Origin of the sequence: Ancylobacter sp. SL191 (assembly GCF_026625645.1) — a bacterium.
In the GTDB taxonomy this organism is placed as follows: Bacteria; Pseudomonadota; Alphaproteobacteria; order Rhizobiales; family Xanthobacteraceae; genus Ancylobacter.
In genome coordinates this window covers 3,653,212-3,668,125 of sequence record NZ_CP113056.1, presented here as the reverse complement: position 1 = coordinate 3,668,125, position 14,914 = coordinate 3,653,212, and the positions used below count along the sequence as shown (strand labels likewise).

6 protein-coding genes are annotated in these 14,914 nt (G+C 69.5%); 5 read left to right on the top strand and 1 reads right to left on the bottom strand.

Going from position 1 to position 14,914, the window contains the following annotated elements; genetic code table 11:
* The first annotated feature begins 23 nt into the window (after nucleotides 1-23).
* Genes OU996_RS16710 through OU996_RS16700 form a run of 3 tightly spaced genes read left to right on the top strand, consistent with a single transcriptional unit; the run spans nucleotide 24 to nucleotide 4,887 of the window.
* Complete coding sequence (locus OU996_RS16710; protein WP_267582736.1) at nucleotides 24-1,241, top strand: MFS transporter; 1,218 nt, start codon at nucleotides 24-26, stop codon at nucleotides 1,239-1,241.
* A complete protein-coding gene (locus OU996_RS16705) occupies nucleotides 1,238-3,073 on the top strand; it encodes an ABC transporter ATP-binding protein (RefSeq protein WP_267582735.1) in 1,836 nt (611 codons plus the stop codon). The genes OU996_RS16710 and OU996_RS16705 overlap by 4 nt, the downstream gene beginning before the upstream one ends.
* Before the next feature lie 59 nt (nucleotides 3,074-3,132).
* Complete coding sequence (locus OU996_RS16700) at nucleotides 3,133-4,887, top strand: ABC transporter ATP-binding protein (RefSeq protein ID WP_267582734.1); 1,755 nt, start codon at nucleotides 3,133-3,135, stop codon at nucleotides 4,885-4,887.
* 31 nt (nucleotides 4,888-4,918) lie between these two features.
* On the opposite strand, the gene OU996_RS16695 is transcribed toward OU996_RS16700, so the two are convergent.
* Nucleotides 4,919-5,935 (bottom strand): hypothetical protein, encoded by a 1,017-nt coding sequence (locus tag OU996_RS16695; RefSeq protein ID WP_267582733.1) that lies wholly within the window; start codon nucleotides 5,933-5,935, stop codon nucleotides 4,919-4,921.
* A 38-nt stretch (nucleotides 5,936-5,973) separates the two neighbouring features.
* Here OU996_RS16695 and OU996_RS16690 point away from each other — a divergent pair, with 38 nt between their 5' ends.
* Nucleotides 5,974-9,798: a beta strand repeat-containing protein gene (locus tag OU996_RS16690; RefSeq protein ID WP_267582732.1), complete on the top strand. Its 3,825-nt coding sequence runs from the start codon at nucleotides 5,974-5,976 to the stop codon at nucleotides 9,796-9,798.
* Nucleotides 9,732-14,906: an autotransporter outer membrane beta-barrel domain-containing protein gene (locus OU996_RS16685; RefSeq protein WP_267582731.1), complete on the top strand. Its 5,175-nt coding sequence runs from the start codon at nucleotides 9,732-9,734 to the stop codon at nucleotides 14,904-14,906. The genes OU996_RS16690 and OU996_RS16685 overlap by 67 nt, the downstream gene beginning before the upstream one ends.
* Nucleotides 14,907-14,914: the final 8 nt, after the last annotated feature.

Genomic DNA, 14,914 nt, shown 5'->3' with positions numbered 1-14,914 from the left:
CCACGGCGCCGGATGCGTCACGGATGTCGCGCCGGTCCTGGCTGTTGCTGGCCAGCCTCTACACCACGCAATATCTGGGTCTCGGCTTCTTCGTGGTGGCCCTGGTGGCGATACTGCGCCAGCGCGGCGCCGGGCTGGACACGGTCAGCCTGGTCTACATGCTGGGCCTCGTCTGGCCGCTGAAAGCGCTCTGGGCGCCCGCGGTGGATCGCTTCGGCATGGGATGGCTCGGCCATTACCGTGGCTGGCTGATCCTGACCCAGAGCGCGCTGGTCCTCCTGCTGCTCGCCATTGGCGGGCTGGACGTGATCGACGATTTCGGCCTCGTCTACACACTGTGCCTCCTGGTGGCGCTGCTCTCGGCGACGCAGGACATCGCGGTTGACGGGCTCGCCTGCCGGCTGTTGACGCCGGCGGAGCGCGGGCTCGGCAATGGGCTGCAGATCGCCGGGGGGCTTATCGGCAACCTCGTCGGCGGCGGCGTGATCCTCATGGCCTATCCTCAGATCGGATGGACCGCCAGTCTCATCCTGCTCGCCGCCGGCACCGCGATCTCCCTGTTCCAGTTGCTGGGTTTCCGCGAACCGCGCTGGGAACGGCGCCGCCGCGACGCCGGCGCCTTGGCCATGCGCCTCCTCTCCTTTTGGCGCGCCCCGGGCAGCGGCCGCTGGCTGGCCCTGCTGCTGCTGTTCCCGATGGGGAGCGGCATGGCCTATGCGGTGATGATGCCTGCCCTCATCGATGCCGGGTGGGATCTCGACCGCGTCGGGCTGGTGGTGAATGTCAGCGGCTCGCTGGCGGGTCTCGCCGCTGCCCTGGCAACCGGATGGCTGATGGCTCGCGTGACCCGGCGCGCCGCGCTCATCGGCGCCGGTCTCGTCCAACTCGCCGGCATCCTTGCCGTTTTCCTGCCAGTGCAGGACGGCACGGGTGCGCTGGTGGGGAGCATAGGCGTGGTGCTGTTCTTCATCGGCTATAATCCCGCCGCGACGGTGCTCGCCACGTTGATGATGGACCATGCCGCGCCCGCCAGCCCGGCGACCGACTACACGCTCCAGTACAGCGTGAACCAGTTTGCTGCGATGGCCACCATGTCGGCGGCGGCGGCGCTCGCGGCTTCGCTCGGCTATGCCGGCGTGCTCGCCCTGGCGGCGGTCACAGCCACCGCTGCGACGTGGCTCGCGCTGGGATATCGCAGGGGTCGCCCCGCAATCCACGGGGCGGCGGACCTTCCCGCATGACGGGTGGCGTCGAGGCGCACGGCGCCACGCCCGCCGATGACCACGTGTGCGACGGGCGAACGAATCCCTGGGTGATCATCGCGCCGGTGAAAGGGCAGATCATCGGCGCCATCGCGCTTTCAGCGCTCGCCAGCCTCTGTGCGCTCGGGGCGCTTGCCTTTGCGGCGCTCGCCTTCGCGGCGGTACTGGATCGGCCATCGATGCCGGACGGTGGGCTTCACGCGCTGTGGCTGCCACTGGCTGGCGCCGTTGCCGCGACAGTGGGGGCCTATGCGTTCAGGCTGGCGGCCTTTGACCAGTCTCATTTTGCCGCCTTCCGGCTGGAAAGGCTGCTGCGTTCCCGGCTGGCAGAGCATCTGGCCGGTCTCTCCATCGGCCAGATCGAAGCGGTCGGAACCGGCGCGCTGACCAAGGTGATGCATGACGATGTGAAGGAGCTCCATGTCTTCGTCGCCGACAGCACGCCGCTCTACGCCCGTGCCTACGCCATGCCGGTTGTCACCTTCGGCGCGCTTCTTTGCCTCGACTGGCGCCTTGCGCTAGCCGCCGCTGGCGTCCTCGCGCTGGGCCTTTCGGTCCTCGCTCTCGCCATGCGCAACCACGGGTCGATGGTTCGGTGCTACAATGCCGCGCGCGAGCGCCTGAGCGCGGCGGTGATCGAATATGTGCAGGCCATGCCGGTGGTGCGCACCTTCGATAGCGGCGAGGGGACATTCGGGCGCTACCGGAGCGCGCTCGACGCCTATCGCGACGTGCTTGTTGCCTGGTACCGAGCCGCGAGCTTCACCGCCCGTTTCTCTCTGGCGGTGCTCGGCCCGCTCCCGACCCTCGGCGCGCTTCTGGCCGTCGGCCTTGTGCTGTTCCCGAACGGCGGCCTCGACTTTCCAACCTGGCTCGCCACGCTGCTGCTCGGCACAGGGATGGCTGAGGCCCTGATGCCCCTGATGATGCTCAACCACATGGTGGAGAAGGCGAAGCAGAGCGTCGCGCGCATCGTGCAGGTGCTCGATCTGCCGGAACTGTCGGTGTCGCCGGAGGCGCAGAGCTGCCCACGGGACGCCAGCGTGACCTTCGAGCATGTGTATTTCCGTTACGGTGCCGGCGATACCGACGCGCTGCACGATGTCAGTTTCAGAGCGCAGCCGGGCACGGTGACGGCACTGGTGGGCGCCTCGGGCGCCGGCAAAAGCACGGTGGTACGGCTCATTCCCCGTTTCTGGGATGTCAGTGCCGGCCGCATCTTGGTGGGCGGGGAGGATGTTCGGCGGCTCGACCCTGACCTGCTGATGAGCCATGTCGCCTTCGTCTTCCAGGATCCCTTCCTTCTCGCCGGCACCGTGGCGGCGAACATCCGCCTCGGCCAGCCCGCGGCCAGTCAGGAGGCGGTCATCGCCGCGGCCCGTGCGGCGCAGGCCCATGACTTCATCATGGCCTTGCCACAGGGCTATGAGACCCGGCTCGGGGAGAGCGGTGGCCGGCTGTCGGGCGGGCAGCGCCAGCGCATCGCGATCGCGCGCGCCGTGCTGGCCGACCGGCCGATCCTCGTTCTGGACGAGGCGACCGCCTTCGCCGATGCCGAGGGCGAAGCCACGCTCATTGCCGGCCTGTCGGCACTGATGCGCGGGCGAACCGTGATTCTCGTCGCGCACCGCCTGACCACAATCCGCGACGCCGACCAGATACTGGTCTTCGACAGGGGCCGGCTGGCGGAGCGCGGCGATCATGCCGGCCTCGTCGCGCGCGGCGGACTCTACGCACAGCTCTGCGCCCATGATGGGCAGTCCGCCCATTGGGCGCTGCGGGCCTCCCGACGGGACCACGCGACGTCATGACAACATCTGACGCGACAGCCTCGACTGACGTGCCCGCGGCTGTGATGACGCCGTGGCATGTGACCTACCAACGCCTGATGCGCAGCGCCGGTCCGCAGGCGGCGCGGCTGCGGGCAAGTCTCAGCGCCCTTCTGGTGGCCGGGGTGCTTCAAGGTCTTGCACTGGCCTGCCTGCTGCCGCTGTTCAAGGGGCTGCTTTCAGAACCGGAATCTGGCCATCCTTTGATGTGGCTTGTCGTCATGCTCGCCCTCGCCGGGGTGTCGGCCGGGCTGCGCTGGTGGGCTCAAGGCTTCGACTATGATGGCCACATGGCAAATGCCACGCATCGGCTGCGCCAGCAGCTCGGCGCCCAGTTACGCCGCATGCCGCTGGAGCGCCTGCGCGACCGGCGCGCGGGCGAGGTACATGCCACGGTGCTCGGCAACGTGGACGAGCACCTGAACCACGTCCTGACCATCGCCAATCTCATCACCGTCGCCGTGATCACGCCGCTGGTCGCCGCTCTGGTGACGCTCGCTTATGACTGGCGCATGGGCCTGCTGCTGCTGGGCCTCGTTCCCCTCATCGTGCCTCTCTACCGCTGGCAGCGCGGGCATTTCAGTCGGGACATGCGGGCTCTGGCGCAAGCGCACCGCGCGCTCAACGCCGACATTGTCGACTATGTGCAGGGCCTGCCCGCGATGCGGGCTTTCCGCTGCACCGGCGAAAGGGCGGAGGCGCTCCAGCACAGCCTTGCGACACTTGAGCGCCTTCAGGTGGCCACGCATCGCCGGGGCAAGGGCCCGAACATCATTATCGCAAGCCTCATCGAGCTTGGCTTCCTCGCCATCACCATGGCGGGCCTATTCTGGGTCGTGCAGGGCACGCTGGAACCGGCGCTGCTGGCGGCCGTGATGGTCGTCGCGGCGCGCTCCGCCGAACCGCTCGCCACCTTCGTGTCCTACACGATGATGATCGAGGTCATTGAGGCCGGACTTGAGCGTATTGAGGAGATCCTTGCTGAACCGGCCCTGCCGCAGCTCGCGCCTGCACGGCGGCCGGAGACCAGTGCTATCAGCTTCCAGAATGTGCGCTTTCGTTATGCGCAGGCCGCGACGGACGCGATCCGCGACATCAGCCTTGAACTGCCCGCTCGCAGCCTGACGGCGCTGGTTGGGCCCTCCGGCTCCGGCAAGAGCACGCTGGCGCGGCTGCTGATGCGTCATGCCGACCCGCAAGCGGGGCGTATCCTCATCGGCGGCGTGGATCTGCGCGCGATGGAGCCGGCCACGCTGAACAGTCGGGTCACCGCCGTCTTTCAGGACGTTCACCTGTTCGACGACACGGTCGCCGCCAATATCCGCTTCGGCCGGCCGGGCGCGACCATGGCCGAAGTCGAGGCCGCGGCGGCGGCGGCGCAATGCCTCGACTTCATCGCGCGCCTGCCGCGGGGCTGGGACACGCGGCTGGGCGATTATGGCGGACGCCTGTCCGGCGGGGAGCGACAGCGCCTCTCCATCGCCCGCGCCCTGCTGAAGGATGCTCCCATCGTCATTCTCGACGAGCCGACGGCCGCGCTCGACGCCGCCAGCCAGATGGCGGTGCAACGTGCCATCGACGCGCTGGTGGACGAGCGGACCGTGATCGTGATTGCCCATCGCCTGTCCACCATCCTGGGTGCGGACCATATCGTCGTGGTCGAGGACGGCCGCATTATCGAAAGCGGCACCCATGCGCGATTATTGGCGCAGGGTGGACGCTACCAGTGCATGTGGGTGGCGCAGCAACAGGCGAAGCGCTGGCGGGCAATGCCGGCCGGTCCGACCACGCCATGATCTGGCTTTCAGGTATCAGCCCAGCGGCCGTTTAGCTCGCGGACGGCGTTCTTGCGCCGATCTGGCTGGCAGCTTGTCGTTGCCCTTCTTTCAACGCCGTCAGGAAGATGAGGAAAACAATGGCATAGAAGCGCATGAGAGCCGGTTGCAATGCCGGGCCGGCCCGATAGCCGCTCCGGCTCGGCTCACTGGAAGCCAGCCCCAGCGTCTCGGCGCGTTGCAGGACATTGCCGACGTGGGCGCGGGAGACGGAGAATCTCCGCGCGAGCTGGGTGATGGACAGGGCTTCGCCGGTGGCCATGAGCGACACCAGCATGGCGAGACCGGCGTCACGCTCGGCCACGTCGCGCAGTTCGGGGGCGGCGTCGAAGACGCGCACGCCCTGCCTGAAGCAATCCGCCATGGCGTGGGTGCAGGGGCCATACAGCAGGTCGTCCGGCAAGGCGCGCGCGTCCACCGCCGCCGCCGCGTCGAGGTGGGCGATGGCGGAGAACATGCCGTTCCAGCGCTCGCGATGCATCTGCAGAAGCGCGGCGCCCGGCATTAGGCGCCGTTCTTTCGCGTCGCGTTGAGGGCAGGCCGTCAGAAGATCCTTGAAGCGCAGCGCGGCGAGGAAGGCCGTGGCCCGGCCGGCGCTGCACACGCCCAGGTCCACAACCTCCCGGCGCAGCCGCGCGCCGGTGACGCCCCGGCCGCCGCTTTCGGTGAAGTGCAGATCCAGAATGAGCAGTACCGCCAGAAAGCGCCCGCGATCATTCAGCAGCCGGTTGCGCAGCCAATTGCCGTCATAGAGGCGGACGGCATTTGCCGCGGCTACCTGCACGGCCGCTGGAAATCCGGGCGCTGCCATGAGCTCATTGAGCGCCGCGGCGCCGAACAGCCTCACAACGGTTTCGGGGAAGAAGGCGCAATGTCCGGGCGACGCAATCATGATCCAAAGCGCCTCGGGCATATCGACCCGATGATTCCAAAATGTGGCGTTGCATATAGCACGCTGGATCTTCAAACCTTCCCCTGGGGCATGGTTTTCCCAAATGTAGTGGTGCATGCCGGCGACGCCGGCGTCGTTTCGCAGTGGACCAAGAGATGCACATCGCCGTCCTGACGTTGCTGTCTCGGCCGCTGGTCGCTGCCCCTTCCGGCCTGTCCCTGCAGATCCTGATGTCGTCGGCGGCACTGTGTGCGCTGACCGCATCTGCCGCCGCACAGAGCACGGCACCGTCGATCGGGACGAGCACCCTTTCCAGCACCACGCAGACGGGCTCCACGGGAGGCAGCGGCCAGAATGCCCAGGGGGTCTGCGATTACCCGCCTTATCCGGGGGCGGGTGGCGGCACGGCAAACTCCGCCATCATCGACTTCACGACCGGATTGAACTCCGGCGCGACCTATAACGCGACCATGGCTCTGGCGACCGCGGTCGGCGGGCAGGGCGGCGCGGGCGGCAGCGGCGGCAGCTGTTATGGCGGCGATCCCGGCGGTGCTGGCGGCGGCGGCGGCTATGTGCAGATCGAGACCAGCACGCAGTCGGGCACTTACACCTTTACCTATACGGGGGTCGTCGGCATTTCGCAGGGGGGGCGCGGCGGCAATGGCGGCAGCACCTCCAATGTCAGCTTTCAGGGCGGCGGCGGCGGCGCGGGCGGAAGCGGCAGCGAAGTCTTCATCGAGAACTACGTCGCGCTGACGACCACGGGTCCGGACTCCTACGGTATCTGGGCGCAGAGCGTCGGCGGGCAGGGCGGCAATGGCGGCAACGAGACCAGCTCCGTCAGCAGCGGCAATGGCGGCGCCGCCGGCGCCGGCGGGACCGGCGGCCAGGTCGAGGTTTTCAACTTCGCCCCCATCACCTCAGAGACGACGGCCATCTTCGCCCAGAGCATCGGCGGGAATGGCGGCGACGGCGGCAGCGCCAACGGATGGTACGGCGGCGTGTCCGGCGGCGGCGGCTATGGCGGCGATAGCGGCCAAGTCAATGTCATGAACGGTGACAAGTCCAATGCGACCCTTATCACCAGCGGCGCGGGCGCCTATGGCATCTATGCCCAGTCGGTCGGCGGCGGCGGCGGCAATGCGGGCGTGGCGGCGGGCCTGACCGCGCTCGGGGGCTCGGGCGGACCCGCCGGCTATGGTGGGGCGGTCGAGGTTCTCAACTATTCCAGCATCACCACGACCGGCGGCTCGGCCGCCGCCATCTTCGCCCAATCGATCGGGGGTGCCGGCGGCTCGGGGGGCATGGCCTTCTCCGGTGCTCCCGACCTCGCGGTAGCGCTGGGTGGATCGGGTGGCAATGGCGGCGACGGTCAGCAGATCGCGGCGATCAATTTCGGCGACCTGTGCACCGGTGCCTGTAACGGGAGCGGCACGCCGACTTCGGCGGGCGGCTCCTACGGCATCCTCGCCCAGTCCATCGGCGGGGGCGGCGGCGCGGGCGGATTCGGACTCTCGGGGTCCGCCTCGCTGGTCGCGGGCGTGTCGCTGACCGTGGGCGGTACCGGCGGCAAAGGTGGCGGCGGCTCCAGCATCTTCGTGGGCAATACCGGCAACATCACCACCTCTGAAATCAATTCCGCCGGCATTCTCGCCCAGGCGATCGGCGGGGGCGGCGGTGCGGGCGGCGGCAGCGTGGCGTTCGATCTCTCGGGCGGGGTCTCGGCGGCCATCGCCCATGGCGGGTCCGGTGGCGACGGCGGTGGTACAAGCCCGGTAGGGGTGAACTGCAACACCTATTCCGGCAATTCCGGCAATAACGGCGCCTGCTCCACCATCACCTTCACCGGTTGGCAGACCATCACTGGACCGGCCAGTTCCGCGCTGATCCTGACCCAGGGCGATAGTTCCCCTGGCATCGTCGCCCAGTCGATCGGCGGGGGCGGCGGCGCGGGCGGCTATGCCGTGTCGCTGTCCGGTTCCTCCGTCGGAGGCTTCTCGCTGGCGTTCGGGGGGGCGGGCGCCGGCGCCGGCGATGGCAGCGATGTCTATACCGGCACCAATGCCGCCAGCATCACCACCAATGGCGACGATTCCTCCGGCCTCGTCGGCCAGTCCATCGGCGGTGGCGGCGGCGTGGGTGGCGCGTCGATTTCCGGCACCGTCACCACCGGGTCGGCCATCGGCATCGGGGTGGGCGGATCCGGCGGCGGGGGTGGGAACTCGACCTCGGTCACCGCCGACAATTCCGGCGGCGTCATCACCACCAATGGCGAACGCTCCCATGGCATTCTCGCCCAGGCCATCGGCGGCGGCGGCGGCGCTGGCGGCAACACCATTTCGGTGAATGCGGGCTCGATCGCCGGCAGCCTCGCCGTGGGCGGGACCGGTGGCACTGGCGGCACGGGCGGCGAGGTCTGGGTCTATAATCAGAACAGCACCGTCAACAGCAGCTATGGTTCCGCGGACATCACCGTCAATGGTCCGGGGTCAAGCGCCATCATGGCGCAATCCATCGGCGGCGGCGGCGGCAGCGGTGGCTTCAGCGTAAATGCGGATCTCAGCATCTCCGCGTCCGCCGGCATCACGGTCGGCGGCGCCGGCGGAGCGGGCAACAGCGCCGGCGACGTGACGGTGCAGAATTACGGCGCGCTCACCTCCAATTATGGCGGCGCGCCCGTCCTGCTCGCGCAGTCGATCGGCGGGGGCGGCGGCAATGGCGGCTTTGTCACTAGCGGCGATTTCTCCGGTGACGGGGCGTTCAGCCTGGCGGTGGGAGGCGGCGGGGGAGCTGGCTCCAATTCCGGCAACGTGACCGTCACCAGCTATGGGGCCATCATCGGCGCGGCGGGCACATACGGCACTCAGCCGCGTGGCACCGCGCCGGGCGTGCTCGCCCAGTCCCTTGGCGGGGGCGGCGGCAATGGCGGGTTCGCCGCCAGCGGCGACTTTGCCGGTGCCGCCTCGGGGAGCCTCGATATCGGCGGCGCTGGCGGCAGCGGTGGGGCGGCGTCCGGGGCGACGATCACCCTCTATGATGCGGTGACGATGAACGGCCCCCTCTCGCCGGGCGTGGTCGGCCAGAGCATTGGCGGGCAGGGCGGTAATGGCGGATTCGCGGTGGCGGGCGGCCTCAGCGAAGGCCTGTCGGCCGGCGTCAATCTGGGCGGTGCGGGTGGCGCTGGCGGTACGTCGTCCAATGTCACCATCCAGACGCAGGATGTGACGTCCAATGGCTATAACCAGTCGGCCGGCATCATCGCGCAGTCCATCGGTGGCAATGGCGGCAATGGCGGCTGGGACATCGCCGGCGCACTCGGCTCGGGTGCGAGCGCACCCGTCAGCATTGGCGGCACCGGCGGCGCGGGAGGCGCCGGCAACGGCACCGTCCAGGTGACGGCCGAGGGCAGCACCTCGACCAGCGGCCTGTTCTCGCCCGGTATCATCGCGCAGAACATTGGCGGCAATGGCGGCAATGGCGGCTTTACCGCCTCGGCGGCGGGCTCTGTCGTCTTCGCCTCCAGCGTCGACGTCGGCGGCGGCGGCGGCGCCGGGGGCGGCGCCTACGATGTTACCGTAAGCGCGTCCGATATGGTCACCACTGGCGCCGACCAGTCCATCGGCATTCTCGCGCAAGCGATCGGCGGCTCGGGCGGTAATGGCGGCTTTGCCATTGCCGGCTCCGGCGCTACCGGCGGCGGCGATGCCAAGGTGTCGGTGGGTGGTGCCAGCGCCACCGGCGGGGGGGCGGCAGCGGCCAGTCGGGCGGCACCGTCACCGTCACGGCGGCTGACATCACCACCAATGGCTATCTGTCGGCCGGCATTCTCGCCCAGTCCATCGGCGGCGCGGGCGGCAATGGCGGGTCGAGCCGAGCCTTCAGTCTCTCCGGCGTCAGCGAAAGCACCGACGGCGTGGCGGCGAGCGTCGCCATCGGCGGCAGCGGAGCCTCGGGCGGCGATGGCGCCTCGGTGCAGGTGACGCAGAACGGCGCGATCCGCACCGGCTCCTCCGGCGCCTTCAGCGACCAGTCGGCCGGCATCATCGCGCAATCCATCGGCGGCTCGGGCGGCAATGGCGGATCGGCCGATGCGAATGCCGCCGCGACCACCGCCTCGGTGGCCCTCGCCATTGGTGGTGGCGGTGCATCCGGCGGCTCAGGCAATGGCGTGACCGTCAGCAGCAACCAGAATGGCGGGAACGGCATCACCACGATCGGCCTTCACGCCTCCGCGATCCTTGCCCAATCCATTGGCGGCGGCGGCGGCAATGGCGGCTGGACCCAGGCCACCGCCTCCAGCAATGATTACGCCGCTGGTCTTGCCATTGGTGGGTTTGGTGCGGGCGGCGGCGATGCCGGCACGGTCACCGTTAACAGCGGCGGCATGCTGCTGACCTATGGCGCGTTGTCCTATGGCATCCTCGCGCAATCCATCGGCGGCGGCGGCGGCAACGGCGGTGCGGCCTCGAGCACGACCGATGCCGGCGCCGGACAGGAGGTGCAGGGCGGCGTTACCTCGGTGGCGGGAGCCGGCGCCGGGCAGGACGCCAGCACGGTCAGTTCGGCCGTCTCGGGCAGTTCCGACAGCCAGCCGGAGAGCAGCGACGATGGGGCGGTCTCGGGCATCGCCGCCTCGGTGACGATCGGCGGTTTCGGCGGCCTTGGCGGCACCGGTGCCGCCGTCACCGTCACCAACACCGCGTCGATCCTCACCTATGGTGACCAAGCCAGCGGCATCCTCGCCCAATCCATCGGCGGCGGCGGCGGCAATGGTGGCGCGAGCAATGCCAATGCCAATGGCGATTCCTATGCCGCCTCGTTCAGCCTCGGTGGCGGCGCCGGAGATGGGGGAGACGGTGGCGGCGTCACGATCACCTCGTCCGGCTCGATTCAGACCTTCGGCCTGATGGCGGCGGGCCTCTTCGCCCAATCGGTGGGCGGCGGTGGCGGTAAGGGCGGCTCCTCGTCCAGCACGGCGAGCAGCGGTGGGCAGGCGGCGGTCAGCATGAACCTCGGTGCCTCCGGCGGCAGCGGCGGCGATGGCGGCGCGGTGAGCGTCTCCTCGTCCGTGCTGGCTTATGTGAACACCCTCGGGCCGAATGCGGCGGGTATTTTCGCCCAGTCGGTGGGCGGCGGCGGCGGCAATGGGGGCTCCAGCGTCGCCAGTTCCAGCGTGTCGTCCTCCAGCAGTGCCAGCGGGTCATCGTCCAGCTCGACCGGCAGCCTCTCGGGTTCCGCCAGCGGGAGCGAGACCTCGGCATCAGCCGGTGCGAGCGGGGGCAATAAGGGGAGCCAGTCGGGCAGCGATGGCGGCTATTCGCTGGCGATGAGCCTTGGCGGTGGCGGGGGCACGGGCGGCGCCGGCGGCAACGTCACGGTCACGAATGCCTATGTGATCGTCACTGGTGTCGACCTCACCGGCTCGACCACCATGATTGCCGCCGGCGACCATTCGTCCGCCCTCTTCGCACAGTCGGTGGGCGGCGGCGGCGGCAATGGCGGCTCCAGCACCACCAATTCCTCGGCGAGCGAAGCCAGCGTGGCGCTGTCGATCGGCGGAGCGGGATCGGGCGCCGGAGCCGGCGGCACGGTCGGTGTCACCACCCAGGGCACGCTCTACACGGTCGGCTACAATTCGAGCGCCGTCTTCGCCCAATCGGTCGGCGGCGGCGGCGGCTCCGGCGGCGCCTCGTCCACGACTTCGGGCGCGGGCGGCACGGCCTCCATCGCGCTCGGCCTTGGCGGCAGCGGCAGCGGCGGTGGCGCCGGCGGCAATGTCACCGTCACCGTCACGGCGCCGGCGAGCTGGAGCGGCGTTCCGACCGGCATCACCACGCTGGGTGACAGCTCCTATGGCGTGTTCGCGCAATCGGTGGGCGGCGGTGGTGGCGCGGGCGGCGCGCTGGTGTCGGCAGCGACGGCGCCGAGCAACAGCGGCGGCAGCGGCAGTAGCAGCAGCTCGGCCTCCAGCACCTCGACCTCCACCTCCGCCAATGACGGCGTGGCGCTGGCGATGGGGCTTGGCGGATCCGGCGGTGGCGGCGGCGCCGGCGGCGCGGTGCAGGTCACCTTGGATGCACAGATCACCACGCTCGGCGCTCATGCCGCCGGTCTGTTCGCGCAGTCCGTCGGCGGTGGCGGCGGCGCCGGCGGGGCGAGCACGGTGAATGCCAGCAACAGCACCTATGCCCTGGCCTTTGGCTTGGGTGGATCGGGGAGCGCGGGCGGGATCGGCGGTGACGTCACGGCGACGGCAAATGAGGCGATCTCGACCCAAGGCGTCCAGGCCTATGGCCTATTGGCGCAGTCCGTGGGCGGGGGCGGTGGAGCGGCCGGAGCCTCGACGGGCGGCGCCTCGGGCGGCACTGAGGCGTCCTTCGACATGGCGCTCGGCGGCAGCGCCGGCACCGGCCAGACCGGCGGTACGGTCACGGTAACTACCGCCGATACGATCAGCACCACGGGCGCGGCGGCGGTGGCGCTGCTCGCCCAGTCTGTCGGTGGCGGCGGCGGCGTTGGTGCCGCCAGCTCGTCCAGCCTGACCAGCGGCAGTGTGACGGGCACGCTGACGCTGGCGGGAACGGGCGGCACCGGCAATGATGGCGGCAGCGTCTCGGTCACGGCGGCGGGTATTTCGACCTCCGGCGGCGCGGCCTTCGGCATCCTCGCCCAGTCCATCGGCGGCGGTGGCGGTGTCGCCAGCGTCAGCACGGGCTCGGCCATGGCGAGCGGGCTCGCCACGACGCTCGGCGGGGCGGGCAGTGGAGCGGGCGGCACGGTCACCCTCTCCACCTCCGGGGCGATCGCCACCACGGGCAACGCGGCGATCGGGATCCTGGCGCAGAGCATCGGCGGCGGCGGCGGCGTGGCCAATGCGGGCGCCAGTGTCACCTTCGCCGGGCCGTCCACTGCGTCCAATGGCGGGGCGGTCGAGGTGACGCTCGGCGGATCGTTGACCACCACCGGCACCAATGCCGTCGGCGTTCTCGCCCAGTCCATCGGCGGCGGCGGCGGCGCAGCGATCTCCGACGGCCAGGCGGCGAGCTGGACCGCCTCGGGGGGCACGGGCACCGGCGGGGCCGTGACCGTCAATGTGAACGGCACCATCTCAACCACCGGCGCCGGTGCCTATGGCGTCATCGCGCAGTCCGTCAGCAATGGCGGCGGCCTCGTCATGAACGGCACCAGCATGGAGCTGGTGAACGGCAGCACGGCCGCCTCCGGCAAGGTGGTGGTCAATCTCGCGAGCAGCACGGCGGTCAGCGCCACAGGGGCCGGCGCCGTCGGCGTCCTGATGCAGGGCAACGGGGATCCGATCATCAATGTCGCGCAGGGCGCGAGCGTCATTGGCGGTGTCGGCGGCACCGCCATCGTCAGTGATGGCACCGAGAACTTCGTCAACAATGACGGCTGGATCGCCACGGTCGACGGCGGCGAGGGCATGGCCGTCATCACCACAGGAGGCTACAGCGCCATTACCAATGGCGGCAGCCTGCTCGGCAGCCTGTCCCTTGCCGATGGCTTCCTGAACAGCCTCGTCAATCTGTCCACCGGAACGATCTATGCCGGGTCGTCGCTCGACCTCGGGGGACCGCAAGCGGTCCTGCGCAACGACGGCGTGCTGCGCCGGGGCACCACCACCCTCGGCATGACGGCCATTGATGGGTCACTCGTTCAGGGCGCGACCGGCAGCCTGGTGGTGCGCACCGACCAGATCTCGCTCGGGGCCGACCAGTTCACCGTGAGCGGGACAGCGCAACTCGCGGGCGCCATCGTGGGCCGCGTCTACCGCCCCGGTCTCGCCATGCCCGGCGCCTTCTCCGTGCCCTTCCTCACCGCGGCGGACGGCATCAGCTGGTCCAGCCTGACCGCCATGGGCGATACGGCGATCCTCGACTTCTCGCTGTCCGGCTCCTCCGCGCTGCTGAGCCTCGACACCCATATCGATTTCACCCCCGCGGGTCTGTCACCGGATGCGCAGGAGGTCGGCGAGACTGTCGCCGTCATCCAGACCCGTGGCTCGTCCGGGCTGTTCCAGGCCATCGTCCCGGCGCTGCTGGAAATCCCGACCGTCGACCGCCTCGAGACCTCCTATCAGACGCTCGGTGGCGGCGCGGTCTCGCTGGTGCCCCAGAGCATGATCAACGCGACATCGGCGGCGATGGCGAGCGTCACCGACCAGATGGACAATTGGCGCCTACGCCAGCGTCACGCGGCCCCGTCGATCACGACCGGCCCGGCGGGCCGCCGTGAAGCCGATGCGGCGCCGTATGTCTGGGGCGCCCCCATCGGCAGCTCGACCACCGGTGGCGGGCTCTCGGGCACCTTGCTCGGCATCACCATCGGCACGGATGGGGAACTGCCGGACCTGCCCCTTCTGGCGGGTTTCGCCGGCAATTTCTCCTCCACCAACCTGTCGGCGGATGAGTACGGCGCCAGCACATCAACCGCCTATGGCGGGTTCAGCGCCTATGGCGTCTACGAGATGGGACAGGCCTATATCTCCGCGATCGCCACGCTCGGCTATGGCAGCGCCGATTTCGAGCGCAACCTGTATGGTCTCGGTCTCAACCTCGCGACCGACGCGGATCTCGACGGCACGCTTCTCGGTGGCCGGGTTGAGGTCGGCTACAGCTTCGCGCTTGGCGACACCGGCGCGACCCTCACCCCCTTCGCCGCCTTCCAGCCGATGCAACTCTGGCTGGGATCAGGCACGGAGAGCTTCGGGGCACTGGGGGCCGGCCTGACCTACCATGACAGCACGATCACCGCGCTGCCGGTCTATCTGGGCGTGCAGTTCGACAGCCTGTGGCACGGAAAGGACGGCACGACCTACGCGCCGTTCGTGCGCGCTGCGTGGATGCATGACTTCAGCCCCGATCGTAACGTCTCGCGCAGCTTCGCCGAAGCGCCGGATCTGACCTTCTCCGGAACGCCGATCCCGGTTGTCAGCGACGCGCTCGATCTTCATGCGGGGCTTAAGGTCAATCTCGGCGGCAATATGAGCTTCTCCGCCGGTTTCGACGCCCAGATTGGCGACGGCTATTCCGTCCTCGGCGCCAGCGGCAGCTTGCGTCTCAGGTGGTGAGCCGCGGG

Bases quoted from the DNA above. Each gene is read 5' to 3' on its own strand.
- OU996_RS16695 (WP_267582733.1), bottom strand. From the start codon at position 5,935: ATGCACCACTACATTTGGGAAAACCATGCCCCAGGGGAAGGTTTGAAG.
- OU996_RS16690 (WP_267582732.1), top strand. From the start codon at position 5,974: ATGCACATCGCCGTCCTGACGTTGCTGTCTCGGCCGCTGGTCGCTGCC.
- OU996_RS16710 (WP_267582736.1), top strand. From the start codon at position 24: ATGTCGCGCCGGTCCTGGCTGTTGCTGGCCAGCCTCTACACCACGCAA.
- OU996_RS16705 (WP_267582735.1), top strand. From the start codon at position 1,238: ATGACGGGTGGCGTCGAGGCGCACGGCGCCACGCCCGCCGATGACCAC.